This is a genomic window from Moritella marina ATCC 15381 (assembly GCF_008931805.1).
Taxonomy (GTDB): domain Bacteria; phylum Pseudomonadota; class Gammaproteobacteria; order Enterobacterales; family Moritellaceae; genus Moritella; species Moritella marina.
The window spans coordinates 2,132,102-2,156,834 of record NZ_CP044399.1; the positions used below are offsets into that span (position 1 = coordinate 2,132,102).

A 24,733-nucleotide genomic window follows, 5' to 3' on the forward strand; every position below is an offset into this window, starting at 1 on the left:
TACTACATTTTTATAAGTACTATATTGGTATAAGCTCTATATTGGCATAACGTCTAAATTGAAAATAATCAATGTACTGCGCTAAATCAGCAATGCCGAGTATCATTAGCATTGCTGATTTAGCTTGTTCATTTTATTTTAATCTAACAAGAACCATAGTCTCTTTAATTCACACCATCCATAGCCATTCACTTCCGCACCATTGATTTTTTCAGATAACTCGAGTAAAAAAGGTTCATTTTTTAACTCTTTAACAACGTTTTCCTCACCTAACCAAGATAGCAGAGCCGCTAATGAATCTGTGGCTTTATTGAAGTCTCTTTCGTGTCGAATAGACGTAATCGACGAGCCTAAAAAATTCAGTATGCCTGTATTCAATTGATGATTTGAAAATGGATACTGTAATAAAAAAACTAACCAAGCACTAAATGGATCATTTTCTTCAATAATACTGCAGATCGTTACTTGTTCAGATTTACTGTAGTCCCCATAACTCACTGAGATACCTTGATCATATTCAGTAGATACGCTGTTAAATAGCTCCTTACATTCCGCTGTATCTTCAACAGTGATATGGCGCTTCGTAACCGATTCATTTGGATTTTGGATCATTAAAAATGAAGCACATTTGTCACTTGGGCTCGTCACAGTATTGTCTGGCACCTGCACACAAATCTGATTTTGCGCACAAGCTTTACTTTTTGCCCATTGGGGATAAACCCAAAGCTCAACCCAATCGAGAATAGCATGCTCACGTGTATAGTAAGTATTGCGACTTAACCTAAGCATTTTAGAAGAGAATACCGCCAATGAAAAAGCGCCCGTACCCATCAGTTTTGTGGCCGTCGAGGTCATTTTAAAAATTGATGATTCAACCCGAGCAAGTAATCTGGGTAAATGCCAATCGGTCTGATTTAGTTTAATCTCCAACTGATCATCGGAAAAACAATTCACTGCAATAATATGCTGATAAGTCGAATGCCAATATTCACTTTGGATTAATCTATTTAGGCAATTAACAATATCTTGTGCGTTAAGTATGCTGCTGTCATGAAAACGTACACCTCTGCGAATTTGGAAGTGCCACGTGGTCGCATTATCGTTAGGGAACCAATGATAGGCTAAATCACCGACTAAATTACCTTGCTCAACAGCAGTCAGGCATTGACAAATTTGAGTGATCAAAAAGCGCTCTGTACGTCGTCTCACTTTGTGAGGTTTCAGGGCTTCTAGCTCTCGATGAAAAGGCAAATAAGCAACACGACGGTCTGAATTACTGCAGTCATTTAAATATGATTGAAACTCCCTTCCTGCGTCTCTACCACCAAAGCTAAGAATGTTAAGCAGCTGATCTAAGTTTCCCTCATCAGCTATACTTTTAGCTAATTCATAACAAGCCTCAATGGGTTCTACTTGGCAAGTGAGTATCGCTTTTTTGCTTCTTCCTGAGCTGGCCTGCCATTTAATCCAGCCAGCGTTCACCAATTTCTTTAGTAATGTTTGAACATGTCGTTCAGTCACATGCAGCAAGTTAGCTATCTGGCTTATTTGACAAGCCGATACGCCGGGACCAAAATGTTGAAAAATCTGTTCGTAGATTTCAAGTTTACGTTTTAAGTTTGCCATTCAAAGAACAAGAGCCTCCTCGTTGAGTTAGATAACCATATCCAGCGTTGATTAATCCGAATTCCATAATCGATTGAACTTGAGTTGTTATTGCTGGCAATAAGGTGTCAGACTCAGTTTTATTTTCAAGTATCAGCAGTGAGAAGTGATCGATTTCAAATTCAAAACCATTACCTGTTGCTGGATGTTCAATAGTGAATAACTCTCCTTGATACTCAACATCAATGATATAGGGGTTCCACCACTTATCTCGGATCGTAATGACTAATTGCTCACCACGCAGTATCGCAACTCGTGGTAGGTTTTTCACAATTGACGCTGATATTTTGCCATTAATCTGGCCCGTGAAAGTAAAGCAAGTATCCGTATCAACGTATGATTGCGTAACCAACGTTGACATATCAACAGCGGGTTCAGGGACATCAGCCCCTAACGACTTACATAAATCACAGTATAACCAAAGTCCGTAAACCCCAACATCAAGCGTTGCTCCACCCGATAAATTTGGATTGAATATGGATAATTCTGGATCATATTGATGTTCATTACCAAAACTCGCTTCAATTGAAGTCAGTTGAAGGTTATTTTTGACCAGGTAATGCTTCAATTCTTGGTATGCTGGAAAGGTAACAGTTTTCATCGCCTCCAGTAACAGGACCTCATTTCTTGTGGCTAGCGCCTTCATTGTTAACCAATCTTGTAAGTTGGTGAACGCTGGTTTTTCAACAAATACATGCTTTTTATGGGTTAAAAACAGCTCGACTAGCGGATAGTGATATGGATGTATTGTCGCAATATATACGGCATCAACATTCGGATCCCTTGCCATATCTTCATAGCAACCATAGCTCACATTACTTTTAAACGCTTCGCTAAATTGTTCTGCACGATCTAAATCTCTGGCGGCTACTGCATATAATTCGCCATATTTACTACTGTTGTTTAAAGCTGTAGCAAACCGCTTGGCAATATTGCCTAACCCAGCGATACCCCACCTTACTGCTTTATCTGTATTAGCCATTATGTTCTCACTATTTAACTTGGAATTAAGAGTATATAGGGAAATATGTTCGTTAAATATGGAACAAAAAACAGAACTTGTTCATGATAACTCCTTTCTTTATTTGGTCATCACAATTGTAGTTGGAAGGAAATTTCTACTACATTATCTGTTAATAGTGATAGAATCCCCGCACCAAAATAACCGAGAAATTCTATGTATATCCATCATGTTAACGGTATCGACTGGCTGGTGATTACAGCTTTTGAAGAACTGAAAACTATATTTATCGAAGAAGCTGCTGCAATCCCCTTGTGCTTTTCTACCACCAGTGAATTGAACCTGATTGACCAAGCCAAGCGCACTTATGGATATTTGCCTACACTCAGGGGCGTAATCACCGATACCGGCACTTTTCAAAGCCAAGATAACGAAGAAGATTTGAACCCACAGCTTGCCTGCCTAGTTGAGGGACGTGGTCGGGTATTTATCTATCACGGCGGCTTTGTGGCTTTTGTCGATGACGAGCAAACCTTTATTACCCGAATTAGCTGAAAATCATTCAGTAAGTTGAAATCGGCGAATTAGCATCCCAGGCAAGTAATGTGGTAATTTTGAGTTGACGCCGTTCGAGCCCATACTTGGACGGAACAGGCTTAGAACTTAGGCTTTAAAAGATATGATTCACATTACATAAAGTATAGTGAAATTGAGATTACCAAATATAATAAATTTAATTCATACAACTATTATACTAACTCTTACTGCTAAGTGAATAACTGATTGACTGTTTTCATTGGTATGAACATTCTTACTCGACCATTTATTTCGCAGAGAACGTCGAAGCCATATTTAGCGTAGAATGACTCAGCTTCTTCAGTTAAACAATCAACAATGATGGCGCAAGCTCTCATATGAGAGTTAATTTCCCAAAGGTACTCTAACGCTTTAATTAAGCTAAATTTGCCTAACCCACTCCCATGAAACTCTTTATGAACGGCAAGTTGAGCCAAAATAAAAACAGGAATAGGATAACGTGGTAACTTTTTAGCCATTGCTTGTGGTAACGTATCGCGGCTAATTGAGCTTGGCGCGATACTATAAAATGAGCAAATTGGATATTTTTTATTTGGTAACGGCACAGAAGCAGCCATAAATTGGTCGAATATATTCGCTTCAACGGTAATACTCTCATGCTCAGAAAGTACTTTAGTTGAATCTTCGTCCATTAAGCGAACAACGTATTCAGTTAAACTTTTTAAGCCGAGTAAAGCTGATGTTTTCTCAGCCTTAGCTTTGATTTCTTCATCCAAACGGATATCAAGTTTGCAGTTGCCATAAAAACCCTTGTTGTACGGAGTTGGTACGGATTTAATTTCCTTGAAATGCGGATTCATTCCTGTGATTTGGAAAGCGTCACTCATTTAACCTCTGTTTGTCTAAGATAAAATTAGATTAAAAGTAAGATCTGATAAGCTTGAAGCATAAGCACTGCCATCCGATTTAATAATTTGATAATCGACTTCTGTTACGCAGTTACCTAACTTATTGGAAGCACAGCCACTGAAAAGAACTAATGCCTCGATCAGCTTACTTTTTAGAACCTTTCAGCATCTAGAATGTGAACTCCAGTAGATGGGATGGACCAACTCTCTAGGACCTTCTGTGAGTCCGTGTCATCAGTATCATGGTACCAAACCACCTACTGCTCCTTTGGAAAGCTAACAGAGTGCTATACGAACTGATGCCGTATAATCCCTTATAAACGAGAAAGGCGAACGAATAGAAACTATACGACCGTCGTTGCTTGCTGTATTAAAATTTAACGAATATCTAAGTACCACTACTGGACAGTAGTGGTACTTAGTGGTGGTAGAGCTACCATTGTTAACCAGCCTAGTATTACAACTGCCCAGCAAACAACTCAAACACGGGGATGTCATTGTCATCCAGCATGCCCATGATTTCAGGATAGCCCACCACATGTTGGTATATACCTTGTGCCAAATAATTATACAACAAAGGCTTAAATCGACCTTCTAGAGGCTTAGCGTCAGCCTCAATTTGTTGATAGCCTTTACGCCACGACAACGCTAGCATGGTCGAGATCATTCCAATCACAAGCGGCCCAGGCAGCAAGAAATTAGACCTGTATAACAAGAATAACTTGCGCAGAGACTTTTGATTCCAAGCATAAGCGGCCACATCTAAGGAGTTAGCCACACGAATACACTCGCCTTCTACAAAGCGCTGATCGGAATACGTGGCGAAGTCTTTATTGCCTGCGGAAGGGCCCGCAAAAGCAACTGTCGATATTTTTGCACTCTCAGGCAATTTGTCGCCCTGGATATCCTTCAGCCACAGTGCCAGTGTCGGCGCTAAAGCACCACCTAGACTGTGCCCCGTCACGCAGATATCAACGGCGTTTTTACCCCCAATGTCGCCCTGTAAAAATTCTAATAAGCTCTTACCCTCTCCAGGTACGCCGGGTTCAGCAATCATTTCCTGTAACTTGATTATGCCAATTTCAGTGCTCTTGGAAATTTTTGGTTTCAACTTAGCTGCAGGTTTACCGTACTGCCACGGCACCATGCAACTCACTTGAAAATCTTCTATTAACCAGTCTTTCAGCCCCACAGGGTTAGTGCCGCGTATGCCTATAACATAACGTGACGGATCTTTAATATTGCGCACCAGGTACATTAAGTTGTCATCAAATAAGGCAAGGTCGAAGATAAATACTCCCGGCCCCCAGACCAACTCCCATTCGTCTTTAACAGGTGCCCAGCTGGTTAAGGCATGCTTAATATCTTTCTCAATTTTTTGAGCATTACACTTATCGGGACCAATTAAATCAAATCCATAGTAAGACATATAAGCAAAGGCCAACATCGTTTGGCTTTTTGAATAACTCATGATCTATTTCCTTTTGATTAGGCACGGTAATCCCTCCATCAAGCAAATGCTTAACAGAGGGACTTATTACCGCGTAAATTAATAACCAGGTCCGGTATGCAGTACTGAGGGTACTGAACGGAAATAATTGTAGTTGCGCTGCTTATCTTCTTCCGTAGCAGTCCACTCAGCCTCTAACTTAGCAAGATCTTCTTGCAGCTGGTCAAACACCTTGTGCATGTCGTCCTTATACTTCGCATCGACACCATTGAGCAGACTAGTAAAGTCACCTTGTAATAACGTGAATCTAGCCTTGCCGGTTGCCAATGCCACGAATGCCAAAGAGCGCCATTCATTAATAGCAGGAGGGCCGCCATCCATAGGCACTTGAACCTTGCTAATGCGAGGGTCCAGTGCCGCACGTATACCCGTTGTGCCATAAACTTGATGGCGAATAACCGTGTGGTGAATGGTGTCCGAAGCAAAGCGTGCAACACCCGCCTTAGTCTGGAAGCCCTCATAACGAGCAGGTAAACCCTTAACCATGACCTGTAACAAACCAGCATAGAAATCTTGTAAGTACTTATCCGCTTGTACCGCAGCATCATTTGTATAAATAATGTCGATCAATGCCGTAGTATAGCCATTCCAGATTTTAGCGTAATCTAACTCCCACTTAATACAGGCATTCGGCAATAGCTCGCCGGGCTTACCCGCAGAACCCTGCATAGTAAGCATCGCAGCACGCGTTTCAAAATCTTCATCAGCGCCATACTCGAAGTTGGAGTAGCAGTCGTTTAAGTGATGCACCAAGCTATCATGGGTTGTCGCAAAAATTTGGCTAAACACCGCGCCCTCTTGAACCAAGTGTTCGGTAGTAATTTCTTCCGCCAACTCATGTGCAAAGAAATGCAAATACATAAATGTTCTGAATGGATGCGCCCATTGCCCTTGCGCCTCAAAGGCATCATGCATCGCCACTTCAACCAAGTTATAAGTCATATGTATTTCAGCCAAGTGCTTACCGCTTATAACTTGATAATACATAGAAGCTAATACCAAGCTTTCCGCACGACGGAAGCTAGGGCTGCGCGGATCGACTAGCAATACATCATTGGAGTGAGGCGCCACGACAGAAATCAATTCCAAACGCTTCTTTGTGCTGTTTACTTTAAAGTAAGCCGCACCGCCATAAGACTCATAATCAGGCTTGGTTTCATAGTTTTCTAAGAAGCGGAAATCAATGGTCAACATACCCTCACCCATTTCTGGAGCAGGCTTTAAGAAAGGCGATGCCACACCAGACTCGGTCAAATACCCCAACAACTGGCCTTCTTTAAAAGCAGCAATCGCAGGCTCAGGCGCTTTGTCCATCTTGCCGCCTTCGGGTAACTGTAAACCAAATATTTTCTTCGTGAACAAGCTAGGCCAGTATTCAGAACCGTCGCTCCAAATGGCCATACGCTTTTTATTGGTCAAGGGGATTTTAACATTCGCTTGAGGCAGGTAGTGATCCAGTATCGCCATAACAGAGAAAGCGGCCCTTGCTGTCTTTATCAATTTTTTAAACAGAGTGACTGATTCCTCGATATTAACAGCGGCAGGGATACTCAAACGCTGCAGTAAAAACTCGGGGTGCACTTGATAGTATGGCTTCAAGTTGGTTTTTGCAGGTGGCTTTTTACCACCATAAACTTCCGTCAAATTAAATGGATGAGGAAAACGGTCCGCGCTAACCAAAAAGAAATACAACGGCGACCAAATCGTATTGCTCAACATTACGAGGAAACCACCGAGGGTCTTCGGCAATAAAATCGCCGTCAATACCAAACCTGTAATACAAGCACCCACAAAACCCCATAGAGCCAAAGAGCCCTCTGGTAGCACCACTGCAACTGACTGAGAAAAGCCAACGTCTGTAGCCGTCACTTTTAAGATTGCGCTGTACAGTAAAATGCCAGAGATAGTACTAATAGTATGGAAGGCTGTGCTCTTCCAGGGAGTAGCAGTACCAATCAACAATGCCGTGAGCTGTAATGCAGCCTGCCCCACTAGCAACCACGCAATGATTTCTCCGCCTGCAGGGATTGTACCGGTTAGCACCATGATTATTTGAGCAACCTGAATACCCGCCAGCGCTAATGACACAAGGGCCTGTGCACCGCCAAAAAACAAGGCGAAACCCAAACCAAAACAGGCGCCTCCCGCAAGATAGAGCATGGCAAAGCGCATATCTGCATGGGTCACAACCATACAAGTAATAAAGAAGAAGATGGTAGTAACCACAGGGGCTAAATTTAATAGACGAAGATTTAAAATGAATACGCCAAACTTAGTTCGCGTTTGCTGAAAGGCATGGCCACTCAGTAACAAACCCAATTCAAACAACATACCCAAAACACTACCAATGATAGTGAACAAGAAAGGCAGCCACGTCCATGCGGCCATATTCGCCCCGGCCTGAGGTGGTTTCAAAAAGGTAAACAAATCACCCAACCAAGCCAAGCCCGTAACAGAGGGATTGAACAGCTGAATAAACATAACGCTAGACAGTGTTGCCATAAACAACAAACTCAATATAGAAAAAATTGAGGGTAAGATTGCATAGGTAGGCAGCTCTGGTTTTTGAAAGCGGACTTCATCCGCATATTGAATAGGTATGGGGGTAGGTATAGGTGATCTTTTTATTTGTCTAACGACGTCGTTGCCGACATGTTTAATTGGTGCAGTATCCTGTCCCGCATCATCCTTCAGTTGAACTGCAGTTTCTTTTTTCATGTAAGTCCCTTTTGCTTATTTATTATTTAAGTGAGAGTTCCATCCGACATTCTGCACTTTTGACAACTCTTTCCAGGAGTTGCCTACACGTTCGTAAATGATACGATTGTTTCCCATGATGGTTTTTTAAATGTGCATAAGAATGCAATATTAAATTTAAGCAATGTACCACCCCATCAATAGTTCAGAAGAAAGACAATATTTAATATGGCATGGAAATTTTTTAATATTCAATAATTACAATTATAATTATACTGATTGTGATCTACTCACCAGTAATAATATCTATTTAGGGGTGCGGAATGTCGGTTTTATAATTATTACGAACAAAAAGCTGGACGTTCGCGATTAGAGTTTTTCCGTTTACACTGAATTGAAACAGAACAGAGAGCCATTATAAAAATTACAGCTTGCATCATAACGATCCAAGCTCTAAAACCAAAGGTACCCATCAACCGCACTATTTTGTACACTATTCATCTATTAAAGTTAATGAGTCAGTGATGAGTATACCTACAGACGTTTTACAAGCCGTTGCCAAAGCCATAGCTGCAGATCATGTTGTCAGCACCGAGTTAATCCAACCGTTATGGGGTGGATACGGAGAACTATTTCGTGCCACATTAAGCGGAAGTCTACATACGTCGGTAATAGTCAAACACATAAAATTACCCCAACCTAAGGGGCATCCTCGCGGTTGGAATACATCACAGTCTCATCAGCGAAAGTTAACATCATATCAAGTAGAACTATATTGGTATCAGCATTACGCTAACGATTGTTTACCGCAATGCTCCGTGCCTAAGTGCCTGTACGTTAACCAGCAGGATGATGAAATTTTACTGATCATGGAAGACCTAGCCACGTTAGGGTTTACACAGACATTCACCAGTTTTGAACCTAAACCAATTCAATATAAACAGACTTTATATAAACAGGCATCTCATGAACAAATAGAAGCATGCTTGTCTTGGTTGGCTTATTTTCATGCCCAACATCTGTCAGTTGAACCCCATGGCCTGTGGGAATGCGGTAGCTACTGGCATCTAGCGACTCGTCCAGACGAATTAGTAAAGCTAACCGATGTTCCATTGCAACAAGCAGCTAAGCTCATAGACCACACCTTACAGCAATGTCAATTTCAAACCCTCATTCACGGTGATGCTAAGTTAGCGAACTTCTGCTTCACAGCAACAGGTGAACACGTGGCGGCTGTCGATTTTCAATATGTCGGCAAAGGCTGCGGCATGAAAGATGTGATCTTATTACTCAGTAGTTGCGTACCACATCAACAGTGCGATGAAGCTGTCCCTGAGCTACTCAATTACTACTTCAAACAATTACAACAGGCACTCACCGTTCTACAATCAGATATAAATCCGCAAACAGTGGAAGATGCATGGCGACCACTTTATTGCGTCGCTTGGGCTGATTTTCAACGTTTTATGAAAGGCTGGAGTCCAACACATTGGAAGATAAATCACTATACCGAAGCACTGACTCAGCAGGCGTTAGCACAATTAAATTCAGCCGAACAAGGTCAATAAGTACAATGAAACTAAGCGCTTGTCAGTTAGAAAATCTATTACAACTCGCCACCGACGCGGCATTAAAAGCAGGTGACTTCATCAATAGCGTTGATAGATCTTCACTGCAAGTACAGAGTAAACAAGCCGGTTCGAGTTTAAGCGCGCAAGTCGTAACGCAAGTAGATTTGGATAGCCAAGCGATTATATTGGCGATACTAGAACCGACTATCGCACAATATGATATTGCCCTGTTAACTGAAGAAAATGCCAACGAGGAAGATGTCGCCACTCACGCCCGTTTTCATAAAGACTATTTCTGGTGTATAGACCCACTCGATGGCACCCTACCCTTTATTGAAGGTGGCGATGGTTTTGCCGTGTCTATCGCGTTGGTGGATATGACAGGTAAACCGATTATTGGTGTGGTTTATAACCCAAGTACCAATGACCTCTATCAAGCCATTAATGCCCTGCCACTGCTATCAAACATATTGAAGAATGGATTACCTTGGCAGCCGGAGAAACATAATTTGGTATTAAGCTTGTATATAGATCGCAGCTTCCAGCAAGATTCTCGTTACCCTGCGGTTCTGGAACAATTAACCACACAGGCTACGCAACAAGGATTGAAATTACAGGTCATCAAAAACTGTGGAGCGGTCATGAATGCCATTGGCGTACTCGAAAATCCACCAGCTTGTTATGTGAAATTACCGAAACCACAACTCGGCGGTGGCAGCTTGTGGGATTTCAGTGCTACCGCAGCGATAACCCAAGCATTGTCGACTCAATATTCAGCGTCATCTTTGGAAGAATTCTGCGCAGTCAGTGATTACCATGGTGCGCCTTTGGACCTAAACCGCAGTGACTCGAATTACATGAATCATAAAGGCGTGCTGTATAGCTGTAGGATGAGTGATCGAATTTTGTCTAAGGAGATGTAATGAACGAGCTAGAAAAAAAGGTAAAGAAAGAGGAAGCTGAAGAACTTCCTCTTTCTTAATACAGGACGTGAGGATCACTGTAATATTCTTTATATGGAGAGAGGGCTCCCCATATTTTTAACACTAACTATTAATATATTAGCTAGCATCTTTTGCATTGTCATCCAAAGGAGCATTAGCCTACTCTTCTGGATTTAAGTCTGCACGTGAGAGCTGTTTAGAATACTCTGTTACGCTTTGATTGGTATTCTAATGAAATATTAAGAATGACATTAGCGTGTAATGTGAATGGAATATGAACAGATAATTAAGCGTCGCCTCTACTTACCAAGAAGCGCGTAAAAAACCTTAAATTTAAATTTAAAAACAACAAGTTGAAATGTACCAGCTTGTTTTATACATTATTCCCGCTCAGAAAGTTGCTGCATATAATGTTGTAATTGGCCGACAGAATCGTGAATTAATAAATCTAATGCGATTAATTCTGACTCAGATAACGCTTTAGTCTTACAAGATAATTCAAGTTGCTGACAAAGTGTGTACAACGCAGTCAATCCTAACCCGACAGCCGCCCCTTTTAATTTATGCAGTAACTGTTCTTGCTGCGCTGCATCCAGAACAGCAAAATCACTGTAATCCGATAGCGCCTGCCCACAAAATAGCTGCCCTAGCGCAACGATCTTATCTTTCCCTAAATATTGCAGGTCTTGCTCGAGTGTTGACGTGTCTAGCAATAAAAAATCTAATAATGGAGAGTCTAGTAATGAAGAGTCTAATAATGCAGAACCTAGTACCCTCTCATCATCAATAACCGCCGCCGATGGCTCATATTCATCTATGCTCACGACATTCGCCATTACCTTATAAATAGCCCCTCTCAGGCGTTTCATTTGGACTGGTTTCGCAATAAAACCATCAAAGCCTGAATCAATAAACTTAGTAATATCGTCTTTAAATACATGAGCAGATACCGCAATGGTTTTTAATTGTCGCTGCTTACATTCGGCCATCTCTCGTAACTGTGCAGCCAGTACTACGCCATCAATATCCGGTAAGTTAATATCCAACAAGGCTAAATCAACATTCTGATGCTCATATAGCTCAAGTGCTGAAGCACCATTACAAGCGGTATAAACATCATGACCTAGTTTTTTAACTAATTCATATGCAACATCTCGATTAATTTGATTGTCTTCAACAATAAGAATACGAAAACGTGTTTTTGTCTCGACCACGGTTGACACAATTGCTAACTGTTCATCAATCAAGCCTTGTGGGGCAACTTCTAATGGCATAGAAAAGTAAAAACAACTCCCCTGCGCTTCAATACTGGTTAACGATAACGTCCCTTGAATAGCGGATACTAAGCGTCGACAAATAGCGAGTCCTAACCCAGTCCCAGCAGCGCTACTTGGGTTCTTGACTTGCGTAAAGGCTTCAAATATCTCTTCCTGTTTATCTTGTGCAATACCACATCCCGTATCATGAATACTAAAACGAAGTTGCCGCTCTTCTTCAGTAATCACAAGTGCAACACTACCGGAATCAGTAAATTTAATCGCATTATTCACCAGGTTAAGAATAATTTGACGCAGTTTACCTAAGTCAGCAAGCACCCAAGAATCTCTTGCCATACCGAGTTCAACACTGAGTTCAAAGGTTAACAGCAAGCCTTTGCTTTCCGCCCGAGCACGCATCAGTTCAATGATATTATTACCTAGGCTATTTAGATTGACGGCACCTTTAGAGACTTCAATATGGCCCGCCTCAATTTTAGAATAATCAAGAATATCATTGAGAATATCTAACAGGTCTTCACCCGATGTCAGAATTGTTTGGGTATACGCCTGTTGCTTGGTCGACAGAGTCGTATCAGAGAGCAGCTCTAATGTCCCTAACATACCACTCATGGGCGTTCGGATTTCGTGACTCATGTTGGCGAGAAATACCGACTTGGCATTATTGGCATCTTCCGCCTGTTTCTTGGCGACGGCATGACCAATGGATTCGTTATTTAGTTTCTTGTTAATTTGCATTAACTGTTCTGTTCTTTGCTTGACGATTTGCTCTAGGTTTTCTTTATGTAAGCGTAACTCTTTTGCAATTTTGATTTGCTCTTGTTCAAGCTTTTGCTTTTTTAGTGCATTGTCACGAAAGACATCCAACGCTAATGCCATTTGCTTTAGCTCAAAATCATCCGACGGTTCGACATTAATTTCGAGATCGCCCTCTGCCAGCTTTTTAATCACTTGAGTATGCTTCGATAATTTAAATACAATACCTTGATATACAATTTTCCACATCACGCCAATGATCACGATTAATGACAGCAAGGTAACAAACACAAGGATACGCTGCGACCAAGCAACCAACTTTTGGTGTTCTTGACTTGTTTGCTGTGCTTGCAGCGTTTGTTCATCAACAAGGACGCGGATACCTTGGTTCAGTTCACTGAGTTGCGTTGAAATATGCAGGTGTAACAGATTCTGTTTTTCTTCTAATATGAGATACTCACGTTGCTGAGTAATCAGTGTATTAAAAGAATTCAAGCTTACCATTGCAGATTGAACTAACTCTAAACGATAAGGGTCTTTGATTGAGTCCACCAGCTGATTGATGATGTATAAGAGTTCATCTTTTTGCTGCGTTAATGTAATGAGTTGAATAGGCTGCGAAGTATTGATGATCAAGTTCGCAATTTTCCCTAGTTGTAAGCTGTACCTTTCCAATGCGGTCATTTTATCTAATAAATTAAGATCTTCGTCAATAACAAGGTCTATGTCCTGATAGATAATAGCTTTATCAGTGTTCTGTTCAATTAAGTCATAAAGCCCACCGAGCCTCACTAGCGTAAAGGTGCTCGCGTTAGCGACTTGAGATTGTGACAATTGGAAAATATTATGCACACCTCCTGTTACCTGTTGAAACGACTCTTGGCGTTGCTGTTTACCCTTAATTTGCAGCTTGGCATTGTCATTTAGCTGGCGAATATTTTTAATAATACTTATTTTTTGGGCGACTAAGTGACGCACATTATTGCTGGCGAGTTCAGAGATATCAAAGGCCTGAAACTTTTTACCAATGGCGTTATTTAACTGAGTCAGTTCAGTATTAATTTGTTGGCGTTCGGCATCATTCGAGGCGTTTTTTAGCAAAGTTGTGCGGTTAGTTATTTGTAAACTTATATTTGCTAACTCACGTGCGCTTGATAAGCTTGGCAAGGTTTGTTGTGTGATCTGCTTACCCGTATCCGCAATAAGGCTTAAACTATACCAAGACACAGTGCTGATAATAACCAATAAGCTGGCAACAAAGCTAAACGCAAACAGTAGTTTGTTCCCAATACTTTGACGAAATCGCACGGTAATCTCCTATGACTATTTTTAGTATTATTAAAATCGCAATCACAACAAGTACAAAAATAGCGTCGGTGATAGACTACGGCAACGAGCAAATATAACTTATCCACTGGTATCATTTATTGTGAAATATATTATTAAACCTTTGTTTTTATTCATGACGTTACTGTTCATTACATTACGATTCAGCTTACCCGCGTGGGCAACAGATAACAAACCACTAGATGCGATCCCGTCTCAAGGTATTGCTCAGGATAAGGTGCGACTTTGTGCCGTCTATCCCCACCTTAAAGACTCATACTGGCTAAGTATCAATTTTGGCATGACTGAGCGTGCAACACAAAGAGGTATATCATTAAAAGTGCTGGAAGCAGGTGGTTATCAAAATAGTCACGAGCAATGGGCACAAATTCAACAATGCCTGACGTGGCAAGCCGATGCGATATTAGTCGGTGCCGTTTACTATGATCAACTCAGTGCCAAACTCACCACACTCAACAAAACAGTGCCTTTGTTTGGTTTAGTCAATGAAATATCCACACCGAGCCTCACCGCTAGTACAGGCATATCTTGGTACAAAATGGGGGAAGAACTAGGACATTACTTGAGTCGTAAACACCCAAAAACAGCGAACAATACCAAGTTAAAACTGGCTTGGCTGCCCGGCCCTAAATCGGGTGGTGGCAGCGAGCAAGCAACGTTAGGACTAAGAAATGCATTAAAAGACAGCGACGTTGAGATCGTCTCAATTAAATACGGCCTTAATAATAAGATGCACCAGTTTTCACTCATTAACGAAACGCTCGCAGAATTTAAAGACGGTGAACTCGACTATCTTGCAGGAAACGCGATAATGGCCGAGATGGCAATCAACGAATTGGCGGAATTAGAACAAGACAAGCGTCCGCAAATTGTCAGTCATTACCTCAGTCACGGTGTGTATCGAGGTATCAAACGTGGCAAGATCCTAATGGCCAATTCTGATCAGATGGTATTACAAGGCGCGATGGCGATAGATCAAGCTGTTGACTACTTATTAAATAAACCCTATGTATCGCATCAAGGGCCTGAAATACTCACAGTCACCCAAGATTTGCTGCCCCAGTTTCCGACAGCACAATCGTTATCACCGAGTAACTTTAAACCTATTTATTCAGTTAACCCTTAGTCAAGTCTGCTGCAAATAAGTAACCTTCGCCATGCACGGTAACAAAATAGGTTGGTTTTTTAGGATCCGCTTCTATTTTGTTACGCAAGCGACGTACTAATACATCTATCGTGCGATCATTCGGGGCTTCAACCCGATGGTTGATTAAATTAAGTAATCTATCTCGAGATAAAACTCGTTCGGGATGTGTAATGAAAGCCACTAACATTTCAAATTCGGCTTTGGTCAACTTAACCTGCTCACCGTGTTGGCACAGCTTGCGTTTAGCTATGTCAAAAGTACAGTCACCAAAATGAAATAGCTCATCATTTTCGTCACTTTTAATCGCATGTGCTAATTCATTGTTTGCTTGAGTCGTTAACGAAATACGCCACAGTAAATTCTTTACTCGCACTAACAACTCACGAAATTCAAAAGGCTTGGTGACATAGTCATCTGCGCCCATTTCTAGACCGACAATTCTATCAATCGCATCTGTGCGTCCAGTCACTAAGATAATACCGATATTTGATTGACTACGTAGCGTCCGAGTGATCATCAAGCCATCTTCATCGGGCAAATTAATATCGAGCATCACAAGGTCGATGTGATGATTATTGAGTACGATATTCATTTCGGCCTTACTCGCAGCCTCACTCACTTGGTAACCCTCATGCTGAAAGTAACCAACAAGCTTAGCACGGGTTATTGCTTCATCTTCAACAACCAGAATATGCTTATTTTTCAAATTAAATTCCTTAACAACTCTCTACTAACGAGCGAAGCAACAATAGCGCACTAGGCTGTCAACTCACCTGTAACATACATGCGCTAAATAGAGCATGTATCGCCAACTTTTGCAATTGATGTTAGCTAGAGCCGCTTATAAAAAGCGCTAATTGCCCACGTTAGGGGTTAAGTTAAATGAGTAATTCTAATGTCCTGGAATTTAAAATGCAGCCTCTAATGATCGTAAAGCTTTAATCTCTTTCACAAAAGGGGCAAAGTGCGCATTATCATGTTCCATAAAATGCTGAGTGTTATCTGCTAATACGATACCGCCAGCCATATGGCTATGCCCGCCACCAAAACCCATACGGGTGTCATTAAGTGTTTTACGTAGTAAGTGGCCAACGTTTACTTTCGGACATTCTGAACGTAAAGACAATTGCAATGCGCCTTTATTCTCTATCGCAACAATAACCACGTCAAACTCATTAACACTTAATAAAAAATCAGCAAGCACCCCTAGCATATTCTTGGCACAAGGTTCTTTTAGCAGAACAGTTGCGATCCCTTCTGATTGCTTGACCAATTTGCAGGTATCTTCAAAGTTTGTTAATTCATAATGAATCAGTGAATTACGGCATATTTTGTTGACGATATCTAAATCAGCAATTTGATTAAAAGTAATAAAAGCTTTCAAATCAGCATTACAAAAACCACGCGTTAAATTTGCCGTATCTATATTTAGTCCGACTAATAGCGCAGTAGCAACTTTCATCGGCATATCAATTTTAAGCATCTGATAATATTCAAATATAATGGTGGCTGTAGCACCATAATTGGGACGAATATCAGCAAACCAAAGGCTATTCGGAGCAGTAACTGTGTGGTGATCTATAACCGCAATTTCATCACCAGGTAAATCAGTTACGTTATTTTCACCAATACAGCCGTCAACAGTAATAATATGATCATTTGCATTTAGATTGGCTTTACTGCAATGAACCACGGGGATGTTTAGCCACTCAACCATATTCGATAAGGAAATCCGGTCTATTTCACCGTTATACACAATCAATGTTTTCATACCCAATGATTGTAAGATGAATGACAAACCGTAGGCTGAAGATATAGCATCATGATCGGGGAAATCATGTGCCTGTATGACTACACGTTGTAATGGCTTTAACTGCTTAAAGAATTGCAGTAAATTTTCTCTGTTCATCGAAGATCCTGATAATTTAAGGATATGATATGAAAATTGTTAATATTCAATGCATAATCAGCTTAATTATACGGAATGCGATCTACAATACTAGTGAACGTATCTATTTAGGGGTGCTCAATGTCTAACTTTCGCACTGTAAATTGAATAAGAAAATGCCAACAGTAAACAGATACCAGCGGGAATATATAAGGCATAAAAGCTTAACAGACTGAAAGCATATGCACCTAATGAACCACCCGAAATGAAGCCGATAATGATGAGGATAAACAAAGATGCTTTTCTTTTATCAAAGGCTTCACCTCTTAATCTTACTCCCAACATAATACCCAAGTCAGTGAATATACCGGTTAAATGTGTGGTACGGATCACCGCACCACTGTAAGTCGTGACCAATGCATTTTGTAAGCCGCAAGCTGCTGAAACCAAATAATTACCCTGCACTGCACCGTCAACTAAGAAATACATCGAACCCAAGATAAGTATGCCCTCTAAAACAAGCAGGCCACTGTAGTTACGCCCCAGCTTTAATGCACCACTACGCAGGAAATAACCCGATATAACAGAACCAACAAGGAAACTAAGGATAACGAACGCTAAATGCAGCACATCAGAAAAATTAGCGTTAACAAAACTAGTGCCAAGCAATGTCGCTGTACCTGATAAATGGGACACAGCTTGATGTTTAAAGCCTAATAAACCAATAGAGTTAATCAGCCCGGCAACCAGCGCCAGCACAAACGAACCATATTCAACCCAGCGCGGTAACTTTGTAATCACGACTATCCTTTAAGCCTCTCACAGCTTGTTAAATGGAATAGCGTATACCGTCAATTCCACTGTCACTTTATTACCCTGAACAGTAACAAATTTAGTGCTAATTACCAATTGAGAGTCGAATCTCCCTATCCTAAATCAAACAAAACACAGGGAAAACACAAGAGGTTATAGTTGCTGTATATAAAATTAGCAGGTCTATTGGTACATCACGTGATCATGCACTCACAAATGCAGCACTGATCTTGTCCCTTATCCACTTATGTAACAAATCGTTTTGGTGCCTTTCATGCCATACCCCTTTAATCGTCACCTTAGGTAAAGGAAACGGACACGCCTTGACAGTGAGTCCATATAACGCTTGCCCTTGTACTGCCATTGATTGCGGTAGAAAGGAAATTAACTGCGTATTCGCTAATAACGCAAGTTGTAGATTTAGCGTTTCAGCATACAAGCCGATTTTACGCGCTGGCATACCAGCTGTGATACCGAACTGACTAACAGAGTCGTGCTGCTCATCCAATAAACTCGACTTAATGTGCGCACATTCGAAAATTGATTCCGTATTCCAGCTATTCAATACCGGATTATCCTTATCGAGTAAGCAAACTACCGCTTCGTCCGTTAGGCGCTTTTGCATAAAGCGAGGCTTAGCTTTTACGCCTGCGCCGATGATCATATCCAACTTACCAGCATCAAGATCATCATCACCAGTCTGACTCATCATCTGTATGTCCATAATCACATGAGGCGCTTCTGCATTAATCGCTCGAACAGCGTTAGCAAGATATGCTGCAACAATAAAATCATGGGTTTGAATACGAAAACGAGCATGCACTTGTGCGAGTTTTAACGATGGTGGAGCAAACAACCCATCAATTTCATTGAGAATAAAATCCAGTTTATCGGCGAGTTCAAGGGCCCTCGCAGTCGGCTCTAAGCCCTTAGCATGACGAGTAAAAAGTGGATCATCAAACGTATCTCGAAGACGAGTAAGGGTATGACTCATTGCAGACTGACTCACGTTCATTTTCTTGGCCGCACGCCCTACGTGCTGCTCTGCTAATAACACTTGCAACGATTTCAGTAAGTTAAAGTCTACCTTAGCAATATTATTTTCATTCATAATTATAATTAGCCGCAATCATTTTTATTCATAATGATTCAGGTTTACACTTATTACAAGTTAATCAATGAGGAAATACCATGAATACCTTCATCACTGTCATTATAGCGTTGCTTTCAGCCTTCTTCTTATTCGCAGGTTCAATCAAATTATTCGCTTGGCAAAAAATGATCTTTACTAAGCAGCTAGAATTCTTTCAGTCATATGGTTTGAACCGCCAAATAATGGCGCTAGTAGGTATTGTTGAGCTATTTGGTGCAACCACTATCTGGTTTCAAAGCAGTGTATTAGGTTTACTTGGTGCGGCGGCATTATTGGCCACATCTTTAGGTGCCATCTTTTTCCACTTACGCTTTGATACGTGGAAAGACGGGATCCCAGCCATCATGACATTAACGCTATCCAGCCTCGTTATTTTCTTTTAGAACGAAGAATACGCTTTGCGGTTTAAGCAAAAATGTATTGTCTTTTACATCATTCACAGCACTTCTCACAAAGCATATGATAACTCACAGCAATAATTTCAAGTACTTAAAGGAACACCATGAATAATATTAAAACAGCGACTGTCGCAGCATGCTTTTCGGTTACCGCAAAAATAATCATCCATAATCTTATCGAATCAGGTACCAAGGTTGTCGCATTTGGCCGTAAAGGTGATGACGTTCGTGCTAAACAAATGGAAGATAAATACCCAGGCAAGCTAACTGTGCTACTTGGTGATCTTGCAGATGAAACAGAAAGCAAAGCACTGACTGCCAAGGCTGTCAGCATTCTAGGCAGCATTGAAGCCCACTACCATTGCACCGGTATTTTCACATGGCGATACTGGAAAGACATCGAAGTAAAAGAGGTCGAAGACATATTCAGCGCTAACTTTATGACTGCATTTGTCTTTGGTCGTGAGATTTTTAATGCCATGGCGCTCAGCGGTGGCGGCTCTATCATGTTCGTTTCAGCTCGCGATACAGTGCGTAATATCCCAGCAGGTTTTGGGCCTTACATGGCATCGAAACTGGCATTAAATGGACTTGTCGAAAGTATGGCTGCCGAAGGGGCGGAACATAATATTAAAATCAACGCGATACTGCCAACGATAGTGAATACTCAGGTTAATCGTGATGCGATGCCAGATGCAGATCATAGCACTTGGGTTGATCCAGCTGAAATGGCCGAGTTAATGATTGAACTGACTCAGCCAACAAAAACTAACCTAAGTGGCTCACTTATCGCCTTTAACGGTAAAATGCATTAACACCTTACCGATAACGCAAATTAGTCCGGTCTTTGCAGACTAAACGGCGCCGTAATTGATGCATACTCCCCGCCGCCTAATCGGGCGAGGGGTTTTACTTTATCGGCATCCACTTTCATGCGGTCTTTAGCATCTTTAACCACCACTGAATCACCAAGGTAAAGCTGTTTCACTTCAACAAAGATAAGCGTTTGCGGTACATCACCCAACTCTTTGATCTCATAAAGCTCACAGCCATAGGCAATATCACACTGCGCTAAACGCGGTAATGGGAAATCTTCAAATGCAGCTGTGGTTAGCCCTGCATTGGCAAGCTCAGATTCACCATGTGCCAATGTTGCGGCAGTCTGAGTCACTAGCTCGGCTTGATCTGCTGAAGCAATGTGAATAACTATTTTCTTGTTTTTAAGGATATTAGTCAGGGTATCTTTATTGTCACCATTGGGCTTTTTACCCACCGAAATCATCAACAAGGCAGGCTCACTCGACACCGCGGTGAAATATGAAAATGGCGCAAGATTGTAATTAGCCTCACCCGACTCGGTAAGCGCCCAAGCGATAGGTCGTGGAATAATCGTTTGCGTCATCAAGTGATAACGTTGACTGGCTGAAAAATCTGAAAAACTTAATTGCATGTTACGAACTCCTTGTCATTACAAGATACCATCGTGACATATGCCTCCTTATTGACCTAGTATTTTTACTTAATTAGCTTCACTCTAGCCTTATTATATGACGGTAATCCGCTGATTTTGTTATTTACACCAAAATAAATAATGTGTCCTATATTTAGATAACCTAAAAACAAATCCGTGAAGATTGGTCATTGCGAGTGCAATCCAATACAAGATTTAGCGAATAGATGTGATATATGAAATCAATCTGCCTGCCAATAATACTGATGCTGAGTGTCATATTTAGGACTGCTCAAGCGGATGAAATCCAATTATTCACCTGGGAAGAATACTTCTCGGATGAAGTCATTAAGCGTTTCGAAGCAGAAACCAATCATACTGTGAACCAAATTTACTTTGAGAATGAAAGCCTGCGAGATCAGGTCATGTACTCAGGAAAAGCAGCAGCCTACGACTTAGTCATTTTAGACGGCTACACATTAAGTGTGCTCGGTGAAAAAGGCATACTTAGCCAATTAGATAACGCATTGTCAGATGACCTCCCCTTCTTTACTGAACAATCAGAGCAAGCCTGTCATGATTATGGGATCCCCTACGCATATGGCACGATTGGCATTGGTTTTCGCAATTCTAAAGTAAAAGAAACCATCTCGTCGTGGATGGATGTATTCGATTACGCCAAGAAAAATCCGGGTCGCGTCATTATTCCAGATGAAGATATGGACACCGTCGCGATTGCACTCATGGCGCTAGGTTATAACCCCATGAGTAAAGACATATTAGAATTAAAACAAGCCTTTACTTTACTCCAGAGTGTCATTGGTGATTTGCTCGTATTCAGAAATGGTTTGGGGTACGCCTTAGATAAAGGCAAAGAATCAAAAATGGACATGGCCGTTTTCTACTCTGGTGAAAAAGAACAAATATCAATTGCCACAGCGCAGGATGATTGGGAATATATTATCCCCGATGAAGGTACGCTTGTATGGCATGAGTGCTTATCCTCTCACACTAAAAAGCCAATGAAGTCCGCGACAATAGAGTTCCTCCGTTATATTAATAATCCGGTTAACGCAGCCAAAAATGCACAAGACATTTGGTTTACGACCGCCAACAAAGACGCATTAAAGTGGGCTCATAAAGATTACACCAGTGACAAGGAGTTATTTCCCACTGAGTTAACATCGAGTAAATATTATCATTATCAACGATTAGATTACAACGCCTTGAAAGTGAGAGCGAATATCATCAATGTTCTGTCCAATCAATAGCCTGGGGTTATGATGAAACTATCCGTTAAGATTAATTTTATACTGCTGCCAGTCATGCTCATCATTTTCTCTATTGGCGGTATCTTCTCTTATAATAGTCAAAAGGCACAGATCCTTTCGTCACTATCAGATAAGATCAAATATGAATTAAAATATATTTCAGAAGATCTGAATGAGGCCATTCATGAGTTTAATCTACTCAGTAAGATATTTCTAAGTAGCCCCAGTACTCAATCTTACTTAAATAGCATACGGTTTGGTAACAATAACCATTATGCCAATCAGAATTTAACGCGCGGTATCAGGCAAATCGAACTACGTCATGGTTATATCACCAGTTTTGGGTTAATTGATGCGAATAAACAAGAATTATTCCTTTATGATGTACTCAATCCCTTTTCGTCAATCGAAGTATCTAAATCATTAAATACCCATTTATCCTATATAAATAAAAGCATACAGACGCAAGGGGTAACGCAAATAAACCCTGTGATTTATGAACACCGCACAACGGCCGATGGCTTTGATGAACTCACTTTGATACGCACCTTCTCGCCAGACCAACCGATATCCATAACATCATTTTCTCAAGGGCATACCATCTATACGGCAATTATAACCATACGCCTCAAGCATAAAGGCGCATATCTGCGAGTGTTACAAACTGTGTTCGATGATAACGTAAAACTGTCCCTGCTCTCTTCAGGTAGTTCTCAAACAATGGAAGGAGAGACCGAACTCACCATGCTGCCTAAGCCTGACTATGGGTACCAATTAGTGAGTGAGCTTTGGTCGATTATGATTTTGCTACCCCGTTCGTATTTAAATACCTTGTATCGACCCCATCAAATTCTCTTTTTTTCAATTGTGTTAAGCGTAACATTGTTTTCATTTTTCTTTCTTAAAGGCTTAATCGTTAAGAGCATTATCACGCCGGTTGTCAGATTAACTAAACAAGTTGAAAGCACTGAAATTGGCGGTAAGATCAACATTGAACGAGCTCAAGCTAATGATGAAGTAGCAGTACTTTCCAACAAGTATCTTGATCTCATTATGGAGCTTGATGATCTTGTCAAACACGATCATTTGACGGGCTTAATTAATCGTAATAAATTTAATAAAGCGCTGAAATACTTAATAAAAGATGGTATTGAACATCATAAAAAAATAGCTGTCTTGTATTTCGATTTAGACAATTTTAAACACGTCAACGACCGATTTGGTCATTACATTGGTGATGAACTATTAAAAGCATTTTCCGTAAGAGTAAACGAGTATCTAGCGTACAGAGCTGAAGGCTTTAACATAAATAACAACGTGATCTTTGCACGTATGTCTGGCGACGAGTTCACGATAATACTACCGGATATAACAGATATAAAAGAAGTGGAAATCGTCACCAAGAATTTAATTTCGTTATTCGATGATGGTTTCAAATTAGATGAAATGGTATTTGATATCGGCATCAGTATCGGAGCAGCTATCTTCCCTAATGATGCGATAGATGTGCCTTCTATATTAAAAAAAGCTGACATCGCCATGTACTCAGCAAAACGATTTCGCCAGAGTTATGTCCAGTTTTATACATCTAAATTGAGCTATCAAATTGAACGCCAAGGCAGAATTACCGAAAGCTTAAAAACAGCATTACGACGCAATGAGTTCTACCTTGTGTATATGCCGATTTATGATTGCAGCACTGGCCTTGTTGACGGATGTGAAGTGCTACTTAGGGTATCATCGAAGGATTTAGCCGCCTATGGGCCAGAAGAGTTCATCCCTGTAGCAGAACAGTCTGGGTTGATCAAAGGGATTGACTATTGGGTCATCGAATCCGCCATTAAACAGCTATCTATCTGGAGAAAACAATTAGACTTCGTCGGTGTTTTTGCAATTAACTTTTCGTCTTGGGAGCTTAAAAACCCTGATTTTGTCGACAAAGTAGCCTCGTTACTGGCGTTCTATGATGTCCCAGCTCACTGCATTGAACTGGAAATAACAGAGACTTGCTTTGTCCCTGATGATCATCGCAGTATTGCCATGTTGTCAAAACTGCACAATCTCGGCGTCAGGTTATCACTGGATGATTTCGGCACGGGATTCACTGCATTCAGTCAATTGATAGATTACCCGCTTGATACCCTGAAAGTCGATCGTATGTTTATCAACGCCATTGACTCGGGTGAGAGCGAGGATAAACCGTTAGTCGATATTATCGTTGAAATAGCCAAGTTGTATAACCTAAACGTCGTCGCAGAAGGTATCGAGACAAAGGCTCAGCTAACACATGTTCGTGACTTAGGTTGCCATCAAGCACAAGGTTTTCTGTTATCTAAACCTTTAACGAAAAATGATTTCGTCGCGTTATGGACATCAGAAAAACAAGTGATAGAGTCTCCCCTCACCGGAATCGAATGCGGACAAACCGAATGATAAAACC

At 41.0% G+C, this 24,733-nt stretch carries 19 protein-coding genes; 8 read left to right on the forward strand and 11 right to left on the reverse strand.

Features of this window, described 5'->3' with window-relative positions:
- Window positions 1–138: 138 nt before the first annotated feature.
- Complete coding sequence (locus FR932_RS09585; protein WP_019443212.1) at window positions 139–1,626, reverse strand: SgrR family transcriptional regulator; 1,488 nt, start codon at window positions 1,624–1,626, stop codon at window positions 139–141.
- Complete coding sequence (locus tag FR932_RS09590) at window positions 1,607–2,647, reverse strand: Gfo/Idh/MocA family protein (RefSeq protein WP_019443211.1); 1,041 nt, start codon at window positions 2,645–2,647, stop codon at window positions 1,607–1,609. The genes FR932_RS09585 and FR932_RS09590 overlap by 20 nt, the downstream gene beginning before the upstream one ends.
- A gap of 195 nt (window positions 2,648–2,842) precedes the next feature.
- Here FR932_RS09590 and FR932_RS09595 point away from each other — a divergent pair, with 195 nt between their 5' ends.
- The gene (locus FR932_RS09595; RefSeq protein ID WP_019443210.1) at window positions 2,843–3,181 is read left to right on the forward strand and encodes a hypothetical protein; all 339 of its coding nucleotides are present in this window, start codon (window positions 2,843–2,845) and stop codon (window positions 3,179–3,181) included.
- Window positions 3,182–3,393: 212 nt separating this feature from the next.
- Here FR932_RS09595 and FR932_RS09600 read toward each other — a convergent pair whose 3' ends face one another.
- The 3 genes from FR932_RS09600 to FR932_RS09610 form a co-directional block, all read right to left on the reverse strand.
- Window positions 3,394–4,050: a type II toxin -antitoxin system TacA 1-like antitoxin gene (locus FR932_RS09600; RefSeq protein WP_019443209.1), complete on the reverse strand. Its 657-nt coding sequence runs from the start codon at window positions 4,048–4,050 to the stop codon at window positions 3,394–3,396.
- A 478-nt stretch (window positions 4,051–4,528) separates the two neighbouring features.
- Entirely contained in the window at window positions 4,529–5,542 is a 1,014-nt protein-coding gene (locus tag FR932_RS09605) for a lipase family protein (protein ID WP_019443208.1), read from the reverse strand.
- 78 nt (window positions 5,543–5,620) lie between these two features.
- Complete coding sequence (locus FR932_RS09610) at window positions 5,621–7,969, reverse strand: hypothetical protein (RefSeq protein WP_240532446.1); 2,349 nt, start codon at window positions 7,967–7,969, stop codon at window positions 5,621–5,623.
- Between the two features lie 833 nt (window positions 7,970–8,802).
- Between FR932_RS09610 and FR932_RS09615 the strand changes: the two genes are divergently transcribed.
- Both FR932_RS09615 and FR932_RS09620 read left to right on the forward strand, forming a co-directional pair.
- Complete coding sequence (locus FR932_RS09615; RefSeq protein WP_019628990.1) at window positions 8,803–9,846, forward strand: phosphotransferase; 1,044 nt, start codon at window positions 8,803–8,805, stop codon at window positions 9,844–9,846.
- Window positions 9,847–9,851: 5 nt separating this feature from the next.
- The gene (locus FR932_RS09620; RefSeq protein WP_019443205.1) at window positions 9,852–10,772 is read left to right on the forward strand and encodes a 3'(2'),5'-bisphosphate nucleotidase CysQ family protein; all 921 of its coding nucleotides are present in this window, start codon (window positions 9,852–9,854) and stop codon (window positions 10,770–10,772) included.
- A gap of 401 nt (window positions 10,773–11,173) precedes the next feature.
- On the opposite strand, the gene torS is transcribed toward FR932_RS09620, so the two are convergent.
- Complete coding sequence (gene torS, locus FR932_RS09625; protein WP_019443204.1) at window positions 11,174–14,134, reverse strand: TMAO reductase system sensor histidine kinase/response regulator TorS; 2,961 nt, start codon at window positions 14,132–14,134, stop codon at window positions 11,174–11,176.
- A gap of 121 nt (window positions 14,135–14,255) precedes the next feature.
- Here torS and torT point away from each other — a divergent pair, with 121 nt between their 5' ends.
- Window positions 14,256–15,299: a TMAO reductase system periplasmic protein TorT gene (gene torT, locus FR932_RS09630; protein ID WP_019443203.1), complete on the forward strand. Its 1,044-nt coding sequence runs from the start codon at window positions 14,256–14,258 to the stop codon at window positions 15,297–15,299.
- On the opposite strand, the gene torR is transcribed toward torT, so the two are convergent.
- The 4 genes from torR to FR932_RS09650 all read right to left on the reverse strand — a co-directional run bounded on the left by torR (window position 15,289) and on the right by FR932_RS09650 (window position 19,132).
- Window positions 15,289–16,026 (reverse strand): two-component system response regulator TorR, encoded by a 738-nt coding sequence (torR, locus tag FR932_RS09635; protein WP_019443202.1) that lies wholly within the window; start codon window positions 16,024–16,026, stop codon window positions 15,289–15,291. The genes torT and torR overlap by 11 nt on opposite strands.
- Before the next feature lie 201 nt (window positions 16,027–16,227).
- A complete protein-coding gene (locus FR932_RS09640; RefSeq protein WP_019443201.1) occupies window positions 16,228–17,229 on the reverse strand; it encodes a DHH family phosphoesterase in 1,002 nt (333 codons plus the stop codon).
- A 117-nt stretch (window positions 17,230–17,346) separates the two neighbouring features.
- Window positions 17,347–18,009 carry a YoaK family protein gene (locus tag FR932_RS09645; protein ID WP_019443200.1) on the reverse strand — a complete coding sequence of 221 codons (663 nt, stop codon included), beginning with the start codon at window positions 18,007–18,009 and terminating at the stop codon, window positions 17,347–17,349.
- 214 nt (window positions 18,010–18,223) lie between these two features.
- The gene (locus FR932_RS09650; protein ID WP_019443199.1) at window positions 18,224–19,132 is read right to left on the reverse strand and encodes a LysR family transcriptional regulator; all 909 of its coding nucleotides are present in this window, start codon (window positions 19,130–19,132) and stop codon (window positions 18,224–18,226) included.
- 80 nt (window positions 19,133–19,212) lie between these two features.
- Here FR932_RS09650 and FR932_RS09655 point away from each other — a divergent pair, with 80 nt between their 5' ends.
- A complete protein-coding gene (locus FR932_RS09655; RefSeq protein ID WP_019443198.1) occupies window positions 19,213–19,557 on the forward strand; it encodes a DoxX family protein in 345 nt (114 codons plus the stop codon).
- 119 nt (window positions 19,558–19,676) lie between these two features.
- The gene (locus FR932_RS09660) at window positions 19,677–20,387 is read left to right on the forward strand and encodes an SDR family NAD(P)-dependent oxidoreductase (protein ID WP_019443197.1); all 711 of its coding nucleotides are present in this window, start codon (window positions 19,677–19,679) and stop codon (window positions 20,385–20,387) included.
- Window positions 20,388–20,407: 20 nt separating this feature from the next.
- Here FR932_RS09660 and FR932_RS09665 read toward each other — a convergent pair whose 3' ends face one another.
- Window positions 20,408–21,022 (reverse strand): flavin reductase family protein, encoded by a 615-nt coding sequence (locus FR932_RS09665; RefSeq protein WP_019443196.1) that lies wholly within the window; start codon window positions 21,020–21,022, stop codon window positions 20,408–20,410.
- 236 nt (window positions 21,023–21,258) lie between these two features.
- Between FR932_RS09665 and FR932_RS09670 the strand changes: the two genes are divergently transcribed.
- Together FR932_RS09670 and FR932_RS09675 are read left to right on the forward strand one after the other, a co-directional pair.
- Window positions 21,259–22,293 (forward strand): polyamine ABC transporter substrate-binding protein, encoded by a 1,035-nt coding sequence (locus tag FR932_RS09670; protein WP_019443195.1) that lies wholly within the window; start codon window positions 21,259–21,261, stop codon window positions 22,291–22,293.
- 9 nt (window positions 22,294–22,302) lie between these two features.
- Window positions 22,303–24,726 carry a putative bifunctional diguanylate cyclase/phosphodiesterase gene (locus FR932_RS09675; RefSeq protein ID WP_240532445.1) on the forward strand — a complete coding sequence of 808 codons (2,424 nt, stop codon included), beginning with the start codon at window positions 22,303–22,305 and terminating at the stop codon, window positions 24,724–24,726.
- The last annotated feature ends 7 nt before the right edge of the window (window positions 24,727–24,733 follow it).